This window comes from Halomonas sp. SpR1, from assembly GCF_031010175.1.
Lineage (GTDB): Bacteria > Pseudomonadota > Gammaproteobacteria > Pseudomonadales > Halomonadaceae > Vreelandella.
Genome location: NZ_JAUAMB010000022.1, coordinates 46,875 through 61,239, shown reverse-complemented (window position 1 = coordinate 61,239; position 14,365 = coordinate 46,875). Strand labels below are relative to the sequence as shown.

The 14,365-nt window shown below is 55.0% G+C and carries 13 protein-coding genes; 6 read left to right on the top strand and 7 right to left on the bottom strand.

The window, feature by feature from the left end:
- Positions 1 to 9 precede the first annotated feature (9 nt).
- Genes QT231_RS15565 through QT231_RS15555 form a run of 3 tightly spaced genes read right to left on the bottom strand, consistent with a single transcriptional unit; the run spans position 10 to position 2,323 of the window.
- A complete protein-coding gene (locus QT231_RS15565) occupies positions 10 to 465 on the bottom strand; it encodes a thioesterase family protein (RefSeq protein ID WP_308337768.1) in 456 nt (151 codons plus the stop codon).
- Entirely contained in the window at positions 465 to 1,418 is a 954-nt protein-coding gene (locus QT231_RS15560; RefSeq protein WP_308337767.1) for an L-carnitine dehydrogenase, read from the bottom strand. Before QT231_RS15560 ends, QT231_RS15565 begins: the two co-directional genes overlap by 1 nt.
- Entirely contained in the window at positions 1,415 to 2,323 is a 909-nt protein-coding gene (locus tag QT231_RS15555) for a 3-keto-5-aminohexanoate cleavage protein (protein WP_308337766.1), read from the bottom strand. The genes QT231_RS15560 and QT231_RS15555 overlap by 4 nt, the downstream gene beginning before the upstream one ends.
- Before the next feature lie 283 nt (positions 2,324 to 2,606).
- On the opposite strand from QT231_RS15555, the gene QT231_RS15550 reads away from it, so the two are divergent.
- Together QT231_RS15550 and QT231_RS15545 are read left to right on the top strand one after the other, a co-directional pair.
- Positions 2,607 to 3,887, top strand: a complete 1,281-nt coding sequence (locus tag QT231_RS15550; protein WP_308337765.1) for a PQQ-dependent sugar dehydrogenase — start codon at positions 2,607 to 2,609, stop codon at positions 3,885 to 3,887.
- Positions 3,888 to 3,987: 100 nt separating this feature from the next.
- Positions 3,988 to 4,305 carry a c-type cytochrome gene (locus QT231_RS15545; RefSeq protein WP_308337764.1) on the top strand — a complete coding sequence of 106 codons (318 nt, stop codon included), beginning with the start codon at positions 3,988 to 3,990 and terminating at the stop codon, positions 4,303 to 4,305.
- A gap of 49 nt (positions 4,306 to 4,354) precedes the next feature.
- On the opposite strand, the gene QT231_RS15540 is transcribed toward QT231_RS15545, so the two are convergent.
- Genes QT231_RS15540 through QT231_RS15525 form a run of 4 tightly spaced genes read right to left on the bottom strand, consistent with a single transcriptional unit; the run spans position 4,355 to position 10,315 of the window.
- Complete coding sequence (locus QT231_RS15540; RefSeq protein ID WP_308337763.1) at positions 4,355 to 5,545, bottom strand: lipocalin-like domain-containing protein; 1,191 nt, start codon at positions 5,543 to 5,545, stop codon at positions 4,355 to 4,357.
- Positions 5,542 to 8,043, bottom strand: coding sequence for an ABC transporter permease (locus QT231_RS15535; RefSeq protein WP_308337762.1), 2,502 nt, complete (start codon positions 8,041 to 8,043; stop codon positions 5,542 to 5,544). The genes QT231_RS15540 and QT231_RS15535 overlap by 4 nt, the downstream gene beginning before the upstream one ends.
- A complete protein-coding gene (locus tag QT231_RS15530) occupies positions 8,040 to 8,705 on the bottom strand; it encodes an ABC transporter ATP-binding protein (protein WP_308337761.1) in 666 nt (221 codons plus the stop codon). Before QT231_RS15530 ends, QT231_RS15535 begins: the two co-directional genes overlap by 4 nt.
- A 50-nt stretch (positions 8,706 to 8,755) precedes the next feature.
- Positions 8,756 to 10,315: a diguanylate cyclase gene (locus QT231_RS15525; protein ID WP_308337760.1), complete on the bottom strand. Its 1,560-nt coding sequence runs from the start codon at positions 10,313 to 10,315 to the stop codon at positions 8,756 to 8,758.
- A gap of 352 nt (positions 10,316 to 10,667) precedes the next feature.
- On the opposite strand from QT231_RS15525, the gene QT231_RS15520 reads away from it, so the two are divergent.
- The 4 genes from QT231_RS15520 to QT231_RS15505 all read left to right on the top strand — a co-directional run bounded on the left by QT231_RS15520 (position 10,668) and on the right by QT231_RS15505 (position 14,357).
- The gene (locus QT231_RS15520; protein ID WP_308337759.1) at positions 10,668 to 11,399 is read left to right on the top strand and encodes a GntR family transcriptional regulator; all 732 of its coding nucleotides are present in this window, start codon (positions 10,668 to 10,670) and stop codon (positions 11,397 to 11,399) included.
- A 124-nt stretch (positions 11,400 to 11,523) separates the two neighbouring features.
- Positions 11,524 to 12,483 carry a C4-dicarboxylate TRAP transporter substrate-binding protein gene (locus QT231_RS15515; protein WP_308337758.1) on the top strand — a complete coding sequence of 320 codons (960 nt, stop codon included), beginning with the start codon at positions 11,524 to 11,526 and terminating at the stop codon, positions 12,481 to 12,483.
- Positions 12,484 to 12,576: 93 nt separating this feature from the next.
- Positions 12,577 to 13,071, top strand: a complete 495-nt coding sequence (locus tag QT231_RS15510) for a TRAP transporter small permease (RefSeq protein ID WP_308337757.1) — start codon at positions 12,577 to 12,579, stop codon at positions 13,069 to 13,071.
- A complete protein-coding gene (locus QT231_RS15505; protein WP_308337756.1) occupies positions 13,068 to 14,357 on the top strand; it encodes a TRAP transporter large permease in 1,290 nt (429 codons plus the stop codon). Before QT231_RS15510 ends, QT231_RS15505 begins: the two co-directional genes overlap by 4 nt.
- Positions 14,358 to 14,365 lie beyond the last annotated feature (8 nt).

The window sequence follows — 14,365 nt, the reverse complement described above, 5'->3', positions numbered from 1 at the left end:
CTGTAACCCTTAGCGCCGAATGCCGATGGAGCGACCGGCAAGCTCCGGCCAAGCCTCCTTGCTGGCCTGGGGCAGCGCTGCCACACGGTTTGCAATTTTGGATGGAAACGGGCTTGGCCGCCCTGATGCTTGTTTCATTCCCATCAGCATCTGTTCACTGGTCGCTATTAGGTTGTCTTCCTCATCGAACATGGCGAAAAACACGTGTAGCCGTTTTGCATCGCTGTCGAGTAGCGTCAGGTCTACATTGAGCGGCTGGCCCTGGTGGGCTTCACGACGATAGCAAAGATGGGTTTCCAGGGTATAAATCGTGTAGCCGTAGTGCTCACGGCCCGCTTCATCCAGCCCGATGTTGTCGATAAGCGCTTCGCAGGCCTGGGAGAAGACGCGGGCGTACTCCGCGTCGTTCATATGCCCGTTGTAGTCGACCCACTCGGGAGCAACCTGGGTTTCATAAATGATCATTAAATGCGTCCTTCCAAGCCTTCTGCTTCTGGCCAGTACTTATGCACCACTTCAAGCAGCTCAACCAGGAAGTCATCCCGGCGGCGGTCAAGCGTGGCCACTGAACGTCCCGCGGCTTGATGTTCACAGCCTTCTACCACTTTATCAATCAGTTCGTCGGTGAGTTCCGGGGCTTCCAGCTTGGTCCAGGGCAGTTTTAACGCTGGGCCGAACTGCTCCAGCATATGGCGCATGCCTGGCTCGCCGCCAGCCAGGTGGAAGGTTAAAAAAGTGCCCATTAATGGCCAGCGCAGCCCACAGCCGTAAACTACCGCCGCATCGATCTCTTCGGTAGTCGCCACGCCATCGTTAACCAGATGCAGGGCTTCCCGCCACAGCGCTTCCATCAAACGGTCCGCGATATGGCCCTCAATTTCACGGCGAACTACCAGCGGGCGCATGGCGAGCGCCTGATAGAGTTCTTGAGCGCTGGCGATCTGCGCTGGTTGGGTAGCCTTACCGCCAACAAGCTCCACCAATGGCAGCAAATAGACCGGGTTGAAGGGGTGGGCGACAATCACTCGCCCAGGCGCCTGTTGGCAATGCTGCTGCAGGTCGGTGGGCTTAAAGCCAGAAGTCGACGAGCCAATGATAATGTCCGATGCGGCAGCGGCATCAATGGCGGCCAGAATTTCCTGCTTAAGCGGTAATCGCTCTGGCACGTTCTCCTGAATCAGATCGGCATCGATCACGGCCTCTTCAACCGTGTCCGCAAACGTTAGCCGGTCTGGGCTTGCATTAGGTGCCAGGCCAAGCTGGGTTAACGAAGGCCAGGCGTTGTCGATAAACGCACGGGTGCGCACTGGCGCCTTGGGGTCTGGGTCGAAGGCGACGACATCCCACCCTTGGGCGAGGGCGCGGGCAATCCAGCCGTTGCCAATCACACCGGTACCGATAACGGCTAAGCGGCTCATGCGTCACCTCCTGCTTGGTTGCGTAGTTTTGGGTCACGCAATTGAAGATGGGCGCGGGTTTCTGCAGGCGTCATTACGCGGGCACCAAGGTTGTCAATAATGGTCGCGGCTTTCTCTACCAGTTGGCCGTTATTGGCCAGCACGCCTTTCTTCAGAAACAGATTATCTTCCAAGCCCACCCGGGCGTGGCCACCGAGCAGCACCGCCTGGGCGACCATGGGCATTTGATGGCGGCCAATGCCGAAGGCCGCCCAGTTGGCGTTTTCTGGCAACTTGTTGCGCATGGCGAGCATGGTTTCGGTGTCCGCTTCGGCTCCCCAGGGGATACCCAGGCAGAGCTGATAGAGGGGGGCATCATCGATCAAGCCCTCTTGCTGAAGCTGGCGGGCAAACCAGACGTGGCCCAGGTCAAAGCACTCAAGCTCCGGCTTAACGCCTGCGGCTTGCACCAAACGGGCGTGTTCGCGTAGCCAGTCAGCGGGATTCACATAGACCATATCGCCAAAATTAAGGCTGCCGCAGTCCAGGGTGCACAATTCTGGAAGCAGCTCACCCACCGGGGCGTGACGTTCAGCGGGCGTTTGAATATCGGTGCCTGGGCCGCCGCGGGTGGGGTCTGTGGCATCCGGTATCCAGTCGCCGCCGCCGCCAGCGGTAATGTTCATGACAATATCCACATCCGCTTCGCGAACGCGCTCCATCACCTCGCGAAACTGCTCTGTAGAGTGGCTGATACCGCCGGTTTCCGGGTCGCGCACGTGGATATGCGCAATGCTGGCCCCGGCGCGCGCAGCTTCGATGCAGGAAGCGGCGATAGCCTTGGGCGTGATGGGTACATTGGGATTTTTAGCGGGGGTATCACCCGCGCCAGTGACGGCGCAGGTGAGGATGACATTGCGATTCATGGCGTGCTCTCTAGTCAGCGGTTTATTCGCTTACTAGTGTGTCGCGGTGAGCAAACATTAGTTGTCGTAAAGCGACATTCGCTATACACAACATGCGGTTTTTGCCCCCCGCTAATTAATTCACTACTCCTCACTCCAACTCCAACTCCAACTCCAACTCCTCACTCCTAGCTCCTCACTATGGGAGCGGTAAATATTGACCGACATGGCTGCCGATCTAAACTGAAGAAGCCCATGGCAAAGTTGATAACAATTACAAACAACACTAGGAAGGAGAGACCCAATGCCCCATAAACCCACTCTGCGGCCGCTGTCCGCGATCATCGCTTCTGCGATGATCATCGGCTTGCCCGCCGTTGCTACTGCCAATAATGCGCCCGAACTCAGCCAGACTGAGGTGTTAAGTGGTCTTGAAAACCCTTGGGATATGGCCTTTCTGCCGGATGGGACGATGTTTTATACCGAACGATGCCGTGGGCTGTCGGTGCGACTCCCCGATGGCGAAGTAGAGCATCTGCTCGGCATGGAAGGCACTGACAATTATGCCACCACAGCGGATGATCTTGTCTGCGAAGGGCAGGCTGGTATGAACGGTGTTGCTGTCGATCCTGATTTTGACGAAAACCGGACGGTCTATGTCTACTCTGCTTCCAACATGTCTGAGCCACGCACTAATCGCGTGCTGCGCATGACAGTGAGCAGTGACTTTGCTGAAGTTTCTGATCGCACTGACATTGTCGATGACATCCCGTACAAACCCGCTGCCACTGATCATCCGTTTGGCGACGCTGGCGCGCATAATGGGGGCCGTATCCGCTTCAGTCCCCATGATGGTTATCTTTATGTGACCACTGGCGATAACCATAACAGTGAGCTCCCTCAGTCACCGGAACTTCTTGGTGGCAAGGTGTTGCGTATTGACCGGGATGGCGAGGCTGCCGAGGGCAACGAAACGCCTGAGGGCTTCGATCCACGCATCTATACCTACGGTCATCGCAACGTACAAGGCATCACTTTCCACCCGAGCACCGGTCAGCCGATCGTGACCGAGCATGGCCCCTGGCATTCGGATGAGATCAATGCGCTCGTTAATGGCGGCAACAGTGGCTGGGATCCGCGTCCTAATATGGCGGGGCGTGGGGATTGCCCGGACGATTACTGTGGCTATGAACCCAACCAGACCGAAGGGATGGATCCCCAAGAGCGGGCGGCTTATATGCCGGTGACTGACTTCGAAACCTACCCCGATGCCATGCAGCCTGCCTGGGGTAATGATGGTCTTTCGCAGGGTATGGTGGCTACCGAGTTTTTAACCGGTGAACAGTGGGGCGATTGGGACGGACGTCTGCTGGTTGGCTTTATGGGGATTGGTTTTGGCGGTACGCCGGTAGGACAACGCATCAATCTGATCGATATCGCGGAAGATGGCCTTTCGGTCAACGACGTTTCCGAAATGCCGGTGCCCATGGGGGCGGCCCGCTTCCGGTCATTGGTGCTGGGCTCTGATGGTGATCTCTATACGGCCGTTGATGAAGGCAGCATTTACCGTATCACTCCGGAGTGAGCTATAGGCAGCCGCGCTGGCGTCTGGCAGTGCGGCTGCGCACTCACCTCAATCTGACTCAAGCTTGCTGATCAAGACCACTCTACCGGGAAAGGGCACCATGAAGATATTTCTGTTTTGCGTCACTGCGACGGCGCTGGCGATGTGGGCCTGTACTCTACAGGCGGCAGATAAGTCGGCTGGAGCCACACTCTATGCGGACGCATGCGCTCAGTGTCACGGCCCAAGCGGAAAAGGAATGGCGAGCTTTCCATCGCTGAGCGGGCGGGACGCGGATTACATCACTTCGCGTCTTGAGACGTACCGGGCGAGGGAAAAGGTGGGATCAAACTCCTTTTTAATGATCCCCAATGCCACTGATTTGTCTGATGATGATATCGCTAACCTCGCCGCTTACATTGCAGATAATGCCGAGTGAATTAGCTCTGTGAATTAGCCCTGCGCATTGGCAAAACAATTCGCCATTGTTAATACCCGGTCATTTCCAGATACCCTTCGCCCAGCGGTTCGCCGCTGGTGCGGTCGTTGACCACTACTTCGCCTTCCCAGTAGGGCACGCTGGTGGTCATCCAGCGGTTGGCGTGGGGCGCTTCGATATTGATATCGATTGCCACTGACGGTATTTCCAGCCGCCAGCGGGTAGGTACATCGCGTCCGGCGACTGCCGATGTTGCCAGCGGTGTTAGCGTGATGTCGTCCGTCGCTAAAAGCGTGGCTTCGCCCTGCGGCGAAATCCAGGTGCCGGAGCGGTAGCCCGCGCCTTGTTCGGTTTCATTGTCGTCACTACTAGCACCAGCCCCGCGTAGTTGGAACGCCATCAGCTTGTGGCCGTCATCCAGATGAATCGAGAACCAGTCCCAGCCGGATTGGCGGGCATCAAGCAACTGGCTACTCCATTCACGATCCAGCCAGCCGCGGCCGCTAACGGACGTAGTCTCGCCGTTAAGGGTGACATCGCCCTCTATTTGCCAGAAGGGCTGGCTGTAGTACATCGAACCTTGCCCATTGGCGGCTTTCTGGCTGAACCCCTCTTCGCCGTGAAAGATTAGCGGCCCCTCGGCAGTAAGCGTCAACGTATAGCCAAAACGCGACGCATCTTTGCCGCTGTAAGCGGTGAGGGTGAGATCATTAAAGTCGGCATTATCGACCTCTTCACTCGCTTTAAGCTGCCAGTCGTCTAGCCAGGCGTGAAACGGGCTCGCGATTACGCCTGCTTGGCTGTCGTTAGGCGCCGTCAGGACAGCTTGGGAGTGACTGCGCCCAAAACGCTCGGCGACCTGGTGCTGCTCGCCCTGGGAGATCGCCATATGCGCCATCCACAGCTGATCAGCGGCCCACGGCGTTGGCTCCGGGCGTTCGCTGGGCGGGATTAGGGCCTGACGAAATAGCGTCCACTGTAACCCGAGGGGCTCACCGTCGGCGTCTTCCAGATTAGCCGTGAGATACCACCATTCGATACGGTAATCCGGGTGGGCGGCATGGTCTTGGGGAAAACGAACGGCCTGGTTGGGTTCTGCATGCTGAAAACCATCTGCCGCTTGCCCCAAACCGGCAAAGCCTGCGCTGTTGGTGTCGGTTTGCTGCTCTTCCCCACAGCCGTAGAGCGTCAGCGAACCGATGATAAATAGGCCGAGGTTCAACCATCGACGTAAGCTCATTGATTCGCCTCTTCTGCCAGTAAGGCCCGCGGCGACGCGCGCCAGAAACGCAGCGTGGGCAGGGCAGCCGCCAGTAGGGCTACGCCCACGGCGGTTGCCAATGTAACGGCCATTTCCCAAGGGAATAGGTAGAGCGGCAGTCGCCAGCCGAAAGCGGCGACATTGATGATGGCCACTAAGCCCCAGGTAATGGCGATACCCAGCGGAATCGCCAGCAGGCCGGTAGCTAACGCAGTGCCCCCCAATTGCGCCAGATTCAATTGTGCCAGCTGCGCTCGGGGAACGCCCAGCGCCCAGAGCGGTGCCAACTGTTGGCGTCGGCTGCGCGCCTGGGCCAGCAGGCTGGCCAATAGTGCCAGCGCGGCTACCGCCAAGGTCAGCGCATTCAGGGCGCGGGTAATGGTAAAGGTACGTTCGAAAATCTCGGTGGCGATGCGTTTGATCTCCCGTTGATCCCTCAGCGCATCACTGCCGAGGTCAAAGCGTTTGCTCAGGGCAGCACGCAGGGCATCCACATCAGCGCCATCACTCAGCACTAGCCCCATGGAGCTTGGCGGCGCATTAAAACGTGCGGCAAGCTGGAGCGACGCCATCAACACTTGCCCGCTGGGGTTGCCGTAGTCGGGATAAATAGCGGCGATGGTCAGTGTTTCATTGGTGCCCGGCGCGCTAAGGTTTAGCTGGTCGCCGGGGGAGAGGTTCTCTGCGGTGGCGAGCTGCTCGTTAATAAAAATAGCGCCCTTGCTAAAGGCTGCCCAGGCGGATGAGCGGTTCTGTTGGGTTGCCAGCAGTGGCCAGTGTGGGGTTAGTGATTTCCCTGGGGTAATGCCGTAAAGCTCGATAGGCGTGCCTATTGAGCGGCTGCCTTCTGGCGTGCTTGCAGCCTGCAGGGTGGCCTCACTGCGCCGAGTAAGCAGCCGTTCAGCCACCTCAGGGCGCTCAGCGAGCCAGGCGTCAATATCTGCGTACTGCTCGCTGGGGGCATTTAAATAGAATGGGGCGACCAGGCGCTGATCAAGCCACTCTAAAAAGGTGAGGCGAAAGCCGCCGACCATGCTGCCCACGCCAAGATTGGTTGCCAGTGCTATCAGCAGTGCCATCATGGCCAGTGAAAGTTTGGGTAGTTGAAGCTGCATATCCGCCATTGCCCAGTGGATAAGCGGGCGCCGCCGGGCAAGGTGTGTCAGCCCTTTAAGGATTAGCGCTAACAGGGGCGGAAGCCATAGCGCGCTGGCCAATAGCAGCGCGGCAATCAGCCCAAAGCCCGCCACTAAACCATCGCCAGGGGACTGCAGGCGTAGCCAGGCATACAGCGCTAGCGCAATACTCGAAGCGAGGGCGCCGCTGATGCTCATTAGCGTTAATTGCCGCCGATAACCGCTTCGCCAGGCCTGCATCTGGCCTAACTCCAGCATGTTTAAGCGGGCAGCACGCCATAGCACGCCGCTGCCCGCCAGCAGCAGCCCGCCAAGGCTAACCGCAAGCCCACCGACCCAGTAGTGCCAGGGCAGATTGAGCTCTTGCCCCACGCCTGCGCCATAAAGCGAGCCCAGGGTTGCCGCGACATCGGGCAGTAACAAACGCGCCAGCCAAACGCCGCTGGCAATACCGGCAAGTGCGCCGATCAGGCCGAGCAGGATTAGCTCTAAACTGAGTGCTAGAACTAAGCGGCGCCCTGACACACCCAGCACCCGCAGGGTACGCAGCATTCCCAGACGTTGCTCCAGCGCCAGGCCTAGCGCTGACTGAACAATAAATAGCCCCACCACCCAGGCAAGCAGCCCCAAGGCGGTAAGGTTGAGATGAAAGCTTTCAGTCAGCTGTCCGGGTGAGGCAAGCGTTGTGGCGCGGGTGAGGGTTAATCCGGCCGGGGCTTCAGATAGCGCTCCCGGTGCGGCCACCAGGCGGGTAATCTCGTTACTGCTTTCAAGCAACCGCGCCGCCGCCGCAATATCCATAATCAGCGTGTCCGGTGGAAGCGCTGGCGATAAAATTAGCGGCGGGAGCTGCTTGCCATCGGCTAAGGTCGGGGTAGCACCCGATGCGTTTTCGCGCTCTATCCCCAGAGCTACCAAGGCGTCAGGCGCTAGGCGCGTTTGCCACGGGGGGGTTAGAAAATCGCTTAATGACGCGGAGGTGTCTGCTTGAGCAAACGGATTGTCGCTGGAAAGGGTCAGTGGATCAATGCCGATCAGCGTTAGCCGGGTGCCATCTTGAGTAAAGACCTCACCCTCGAGCATGGGCGAAACGGGCAAGCCTGCCTGGCGCAGGGCGTGATACTCGGCGCGGGTGAGTGGGGCGCCATCGCGCCGCTCAAGTTGATCCAGTTGGGTGTCAAACAGCGCATCGGCGCGGGCGTAGCTGTCGCGAGCAGTGGCATTGATCGCCTGGATGCCGCTCCACAAAGCGCTGGCAACCCAAAGCCCAAGTAGCAGCATGATCAGTTGGCCAGGATGTCGCTGGTAGTGGCTAAGTAGCGTGGATAGAACCTGGGTCATAGTGCCGCGTCTAGTAGACGACCGTGGCGCAGGCGAAGGCAGCGATCTAGCGGTGCCGCCACTTGCAGGCTGTGGGTGACGATGAGCAGGGCGCACTGGGTTTCGTGGACGAGGCTTAATAACAGTTCAAGCACTTCGCCTGCAGTGGTTTCATCCAAGTTACCCGTGGGTTCATCGGCCAGTAGCAGAGCAGGGCGGGGGGCCAGGGCGCGACCGATCGCTAAGCGCTGCTGCTGCCCCCCAGAGAGCTGTTCCGGGTAGCGCTTCTCCAGCCCCGTCAGCCCTAGCCGCTCAATCAAGTAGCCTGCCCAGTCGGCGTCATCGTGCTTGGCTAAGCGCGCCTGCAAGCGCAGATTGTCGATCACCGTTAGGCTGGGGACTAAATGAAACTGCTGGAAGACTAAACCCAATTGCTCGCGGCGTAACCTGGCGCGGGCGGGCTCAGGTAATAATGCGACGTTTTGGCCTTCAAGGGTAATTGTCCCTTGGTCGGGAAGATCCAAACCAGCGGCAAGATGCAGGAGGGTGGATTTGCCGCTCCCGGATTCACCCATTAACGCCAGGCTTTCTCCTGCGGCCAAGCGTAAGGAGGCGTCTTCGAGAACCCTTAGCGGGCCCTGTGGTGTCGCGTAGGTTTTATGTACCTGATGAAGTTCCAGCATAGGGGACTCATATATTGCTATAGAGTGGGGCGTTCCAGTAATGAAAAGGGTTAGTCGTTAATAGGTGTTACAGCCGCACCCCGATCTCCGTATATCGCTATGCCACCGCGCCCTGTGTGCTTGATGAAATACATACTTTTATCGGCCGCATCAATGAGTTCATCCGCACTGCCAAATCCACCGTCATCCAAACAGGCGATACCGATGGATACGGATACATGAATGGGCTCCTGGTCATCGTGTGCCATCGGCGTTTTTTCCAGGCGTTGGGCAATGCGTTTGGCGAAAACCTGGGCTGACTGTGCATCTTCATCGGGCAAAACGACCAGAAACTCTTCGCCGCCCCAGCGCCCCGCAAGATCGCCGTCACGAATGAGTGACTGTAGGGTTTTGCCAAATGTTTGCAGCACATTGTCGCCCATTTGGTGGCCGTATTGATCGTTTAGCTTCTTAAAGTGGTCAAGATCAATAAACACCACCGACATGATGCGAGACTGTTCCTGGCACAGGACAAAGCGCTTGTGCATCTGCTCTTGAAGCCAGGATCGGTTGGCAAGTCCGGTGAGCATGTCTGTTCGTGAGCGCTCTTCCAATTCATCTTGCCGCTGGCGGAGTGAGGCGAGCTCCGCCTGGTGGGTATCAAGGCGCGCTTTGAGCTGTAGCGTTTGTTGAAACAGCAATTGTTGGGCCTCGGCAAGTAGCGACTCGTTATCCTGTAAAGGAGGCGCTGTCATTTGCAGCATATCTGCCAGAGCAGGCAACTGTTCCTGAATATTCTCCAGTAAATGCCGTAAAGAGATCGTTTGGGCGCTCTGATAAGTTTCAAATTCCCGCACCACGGCGACTAGCGATTGCGCAGGGTGGGACGAGAGCCAGGCGTCGGCGATGGGGCCTGAGAGCTGAACGCACAGCTTCTCGGGGGCGGTAATGTCGTATTCATCGTGACTGTCGCAGATACGCTGAGCAAGTGGCGTCGGAACTCCCCACTTGGCGGCAAGCCAGGCGCCTACTTGAGAGTGGTCACAGCCAAAAAGCCGCTGTTCAGACTCGGATAATTGCCGATGGGATAGAGGGGTTTTCGTGTATAGGTGTTGGCTCTCATTAGGGTATGTCGCACGTAATGCCATGATGCCAATGTCTTGGAGCAAGGCTGCCGTAAACACAGGCCCCGCCATGTTGGGGCAGAGATAGATGGCAAGGTGCCGTGCTGCTAACGAGGCAATGATGGAGCGCATCCATACACGCTGGTAATGAACGTCAATGCCCCTGTTTTGAAGCAGGCTGAAACTCATTACCGCTGCCAACGTAGTGTCTAAACCCAGGCGGGCCGCCGCTTCCTGGCAGGCGTACACCTTTGTATGGCTACGCGAGAAAAAGGCGCTGTTGGCAAGAGTAATGATTCGTATAGCCAAGGCCGGATCACGCTCTATCGCATTGGCGTACTCGTTTACTGAGGGGTGCTCGGTGCGGGCTATTTTCAAGACGTTGATAGCGACCGATGGCAGAGTAGGGAGAGTCGGGCAGTTAGTTAGATCCGCTACTAAAAATGGAGGTAATTCAGTCGATAAGACCAAGTCTTTCGAATAATCCTTTGCCTGAATGACCTGCATTATTTTCTCCTAACTCTGATTAGCGCGCAGAAGCCCAGCCTAAATTGTTCCGTGTCACGTGCCGCCTTGGGCCGTGATATTAGAATTCATTCGTTTGTATTAAACCATTTTAGGCGGCTAGCTGGTTAAATACCTACACATAAATGCTTGCAACGTTACAGAACAACAGTCAAAAAATACGCTAAGCCAGGCTGTTATGTAAGAAGTATGTTGAAGTATGCAGCCAATTAGCTGTTGGGGGATAGGTGTTCTCTGCGACTAAAGATGAAAGGATTCGGTCTTTTCTTATTTCCAATGCACTACCATACTAGTCATAGCAGTGGTGGAGCTCGTAGACGTTAATAGGATTAATATGAAGGCGAACTTGCAAGCAATGTGGCTGAGAACCAGTACCGAAGTGACGGTGCGTCAGCGTCTGCATGAAGTGTTGCGGCAAGCGATCATTCGTATGGTGCTGGCGCCGGGGCAGGCGCTTTCTGAAAAAGAGATTGCGGATTTATTTACCGTCAGCCGCCAACCAGTGCGAGAAGCATTTATTCGCCTCTCTGAGTCAGGATTGGTGGAGGTTCGGCCCCAAAGGGGAACCTATGTTGTGCGCATTTCGCGCCAAGCGGTGCTGGAGGCACGCTTTATACGTGAGTCTCTAGAAGTAGCCATTGCTTTAGAAGCAGCTAAATGCACGCTTCCATCAGGCGTTTTGATGGAGTTAAACGAGCTGATTGAGCGCCAGCGCAGCTGCATTGAGCGGCAAGATCATGATCGTTTTTTCTTTCTTGATGAGATGTTCCATCGCACCTTGGCAATTTCTACGGGACAAACCATGGCGTGGAACGTGATTGAAGATGTTAAAGCACAGTTAGATAGAGTGCGGTATTTGAGTATTCCTGATTCTACACCTATCCCTAAATTGACCGATCAACACCAGGCCATAGTGGATGCGATAGCTGCTGGAGATACTACGGCGGCAGTGCAGACAATGAGTATCCACCAGAGAGAAATACTCCACTCGCTGCCTGAATTAGAGCGTCGCTTTCCGGAGTTGTTTGAAGATGTGGGCATGAAAATTCATGCTCAAACTATATAAAAATCCCTAACGATATAAAAATCTCTAATTAAAACAAAAATGCTGCATAAGCTGCATGAAGTAGGCCTAGCCAGAAATGGCTGGTGAATTATCAACAATAAATGAATGCCTTTAGGAGCTCTATATGAAACTCATAAAAATACTTCCTGCTGTTGCACTGGTAGTCGCTAGCCATTCGGCTCACGCCGCTTACCAGCTTAATGTCTCAATAGCTTTGAGCCCTCAAGATCCTATCGCTCAGGCAATGGAGAGCGCTAAAGAGGCGATTGCGGAGCGCTCAGAGGGCGAGTTGACCATTCAAATTTTTCCCAATAGCCAGCTTGGTTCAGACGAAGACGTGATCGAACAAATTCGGAGTGGCGCCAATATCGCTATCTTGGTTGATGCCGGTCGCTTGTCGGAATATCAACCTGAGCTAGGTATTTTGAGCGCCCCTTATTTAGTTGAAGATTATCATGACTATGATCAAATCACATCGTCTCAGCTCTACCTGGATTGGGTAGAGGGTATGGCTGAAACAAGTGGTTTACGACTGCTCAATTATAACTGGTTTCAGGGGTCGCGGCAGATGCTGACCCAAAAGGAAGTGAAGACACCCGATGATTTGAGTGGTGTGCGTATCCGTACTATCAACTCCCCAGTATGGGTGAAAACCGTTGAAGCGATGGGCGCTACGCCAACCCCACTGCCTTGGTCGGAGGTTTACTCAGCCCTACAGCTAGGGTCGATCGATGGGGCTGAAGCACAGCTCACCGCCGCTGAGGGTCAAAACCTGCATGAAGTTATTACTCATGTGGCATTAACCAACCATATCCATTTGATGACCGGTATTGCCACTTCCGAACAGTGGTACCAGGCATTACCTGATGAATTACGCACTATTCTAGATGAAGAGCTGCTAAAAGCTGGCGGAGAGGCCAGCGAAGCAACTGCAGCAGCCCAAGCCTCAGTGCGGATGCGCATGGTGCAGGAAGGCGTAACGTTTTCTCAGGTTGATATGGACGTATTTAGAGATCGTATGGATAGCGTTTATGAAGAGCTAGGTTACAACCAGTATCGTGACCAGCTGCTTTCTCAAGAGTAAGTCTAAGCCCCTGCCTGCCAGGGCGGGGCACCTCTCTTTCCTCTTTGCTATTACTTAACCATCCAGATGCCCGTATAGGGCGAGGAATGCTGTATGTGGCATTGGTACGATAAAGGTGAGGAGTGGCTGGCTATTATGCTACTCGGTGGTACCTCTCTCACCATGTTTGTTAGCTCAGTGGCTAGAGCAATAGGTAATCCTTATGCAGGAGGTGCTGAGCTTGCGCAATTTCTGTTTATTTGGACTGCTGTATTAGGCGCTGACATTACTTTGCGTCAGGGTGGTCAAGTAAGAATTGATGCTCTTGTTATTCGTTTGCCTATTAAGCTGCAGCTCATTATTACCAGTCTGTGTGTTGGAATGATGATGCTCTTTTTGACTCTTTTAATCTGGTATGGCTATGCCTTAGCGACTTCTAACTGGCAGCGACCCATGGGGGTGGCAGGGCTTAGTTACGGTTATATCACCCTGGCACTACCCGTTGGTGCTGGATTGATGTTGATTACGTTACTGCGCCGTGTTTTCGCCAATGGAATTATCGGTAGCTTAGTGGCTGACGATGATGAGCAGGTGGAGGAAACGCTATGACGGCTGCGTTACTATTAGGATTCGGCCTGCTTTTGATGGCCATTGGTATGCCCGTTGCTTTTGCCATTGGTATTGCGGGTTTTTCTTACTTCTTATTGCCCGAGACATTTTTGCCGACCAGTATTGCTGTCCAACGTATTGTCTCGTCAACGCAATCATTTCCCCTGCTAGCTGTTCCACTGTTTATTTTCATTGGCCACCTGATGAACGCTAGTGGGATTACCCCCCGCTTGGTTCACCTTTCTACCCTATTAGCGGGATGGATGAGCGGCGGTTTAGCCCAGGCAAGCATCGTGTTGAGCACCTTGATGGGTGGTGTTTCAGGTTCTGCAGTGGCGGACGCCGCCATGCAATCCCGCGTGCTGGGCAAGAGTATGATTAAGGGCGGCTATTCAGCTGGGTTTACCGGCGCGGTGCTCTCTATTGGCGGGTTAATTACCGCGACCATTCCGCCCAGTATCGGCTTGATTCTTTATGGCTACCTGGGTGAAGTTTCCATTGGGCGACTGTTTATTGCGGGGCTGGTGCCAGGCTTCCTGTTAATGGTGGCGCTGATGGTAACCACTTATATCATGGCCAAGCGGCGGGGGTATCAGCCAGTAAGGGAAAAGCTACCTACAGGGCGTGAAGTGCTCAAGGCGCTGCGTGGCAGTATTTGGGCAATTCTCTTCCCTGTGTGGCTTTTAGTGGGTATTCGTTATGGGCTCTTTACACCTTCAGAAGCGGGCGCTTTTGCGGTTGCCTATGCCTTATTAGTGGGCTGCGTTATACATCGGGAAATGGGTATTAAAGAGATACTTAACGCCATGCGTGCCAGCGTAAGAGATATCGGTATGATTATGCTGATTATTATGTTCTCAGGCATTATTGGTTATGTGGTCTCTTTTGAGCGAGTGCCGCAAACAATAGCTGAGCTAACGCTAGGTGTATTCTCTAGCCATATAACCCTATTGCTGGCAGTGGCTGTAATACTTATTTTTCTGGGTATGTTGTTAGAAGCCACAGTTGTTGTCATGTTGTTAACCCCCATTCTGGTGCCGGTGATTAAAGCTGCTGGCGTTGACCCTGTTCATTTCGGTCTACTTATGATGACACTGGTAACCTTTGGCGGCATGACGCCTCCAGTGGGAATATCAATGTATACCGTGTGCGGAATATTACGCTGCTCTTTTTATGACTATAGCCGTGAGTTACTGCCATTTGCCCTTGCTGTATTTATTGTCGTTCTGGGCATTCTCTTCTTCCCTAATATAGTGCTGTTTTTACCTAATCTACTGCTTGGTTAACACTGCCT

What these genes read in the sequence shown, in the direction of transcription:
- QT231_RS15565 (WP_308337768.1), bottom strand. Translation starts at nt 465, where the DNA reads ATGATCATTTATGAAACCCAGGTTGCTCCCGAGTGGGTCGACTACAAC.
- QT231_RS15560 (WP_308337767.1), bottom strand. Translation starts at nt 1,418, where the DNA reads ATGAGCCGCTTAGCCGTTATCGGTACCGGTGTGATTGGCAACGGCTGG.
- QT231_RS15555 (WP_308337766.1), bottom strand. Translation starts at nt 2,323, where the DNA reads ATGAATCGCAATGTCATCCTCACCTGCGCCGTCACTGGCGCGGGTGAT.
- QT231_RS15550 (WP_308337765.1), top strand. Translation starts at nt 2,607, where the DNA reads ATGCCCCATAAACCCACTCTGCGGCCGCTGTCCGCGATCATCGCTTCT.
- QT231_RS15545 (WP_308337764.1), top strand. Translation starts at nt 3,988, where the DNA reads ATGAAGATATTTCTGTTTTGCGTCACTGCGACGGCGCTGGCGATGTGG.
- QT231_RS15540 (WP_308337763.1), bottom strand. Translation starts at nt 5,545, where the DNA reads ATGAGCTTACGTCGATGGTTGAACCTCGGCCTATTTATCATCGGTTCG.
- QT231_RS15535 (WP_308337762.1), bottom strand. Translation starts at nt 8,043, where the DNA reads ATGACCCAGGTTCTATCCACGCTACTTAGCCACTACCAGCGACATCCT.
- QT231_RS15530 (WP_308337761.1), bottom strand. Translation starts at nt 8,705, where the DNA reads ATGCTGGAACTTCATCAGGTACATAAAACCTACGCGACACCACAGGGC.
- QT231_RS15525 (WP_308337760.1), bottom strand. Translation starts at nt 10,315, where the DNA reads ATGCAGGTCATTCAGGCAAAGGATTATTCGAAAGACTTGGTCTTATCG.
- QT231_RS15520 (WP_308337759.1), top strand. Translation starts at nt 10,668, where the DNA reads ATGAAGGCGAACTTGCAAGCAATGTGGCTGAGAACCAGTACCGAAGTG.
- QT231_RS15515 (WP_308337758.1), top strand. Translation starts at nt 11,524, where the DNA reads ATGAAACTCATAAAAATACTTCCTGCTGTTGCACTGGTAGTCGCTAGC.
- QT231_RS15510 (WP_308337757.1), top strand. Translation starts at nt 12,577, where the DNA reads ATGTGGCATTGGTACGATAAAGGTGAGGAGTGGCTGGCTATTATGCTA.
- QT231_RS15505 (WP_308337756.1), top strand. Translation starts at nt 13,068, where the DNA reads ATGACGGCTGCGTTACTATTAGGATTCGGCCTGCTTTTGATGGCCATT.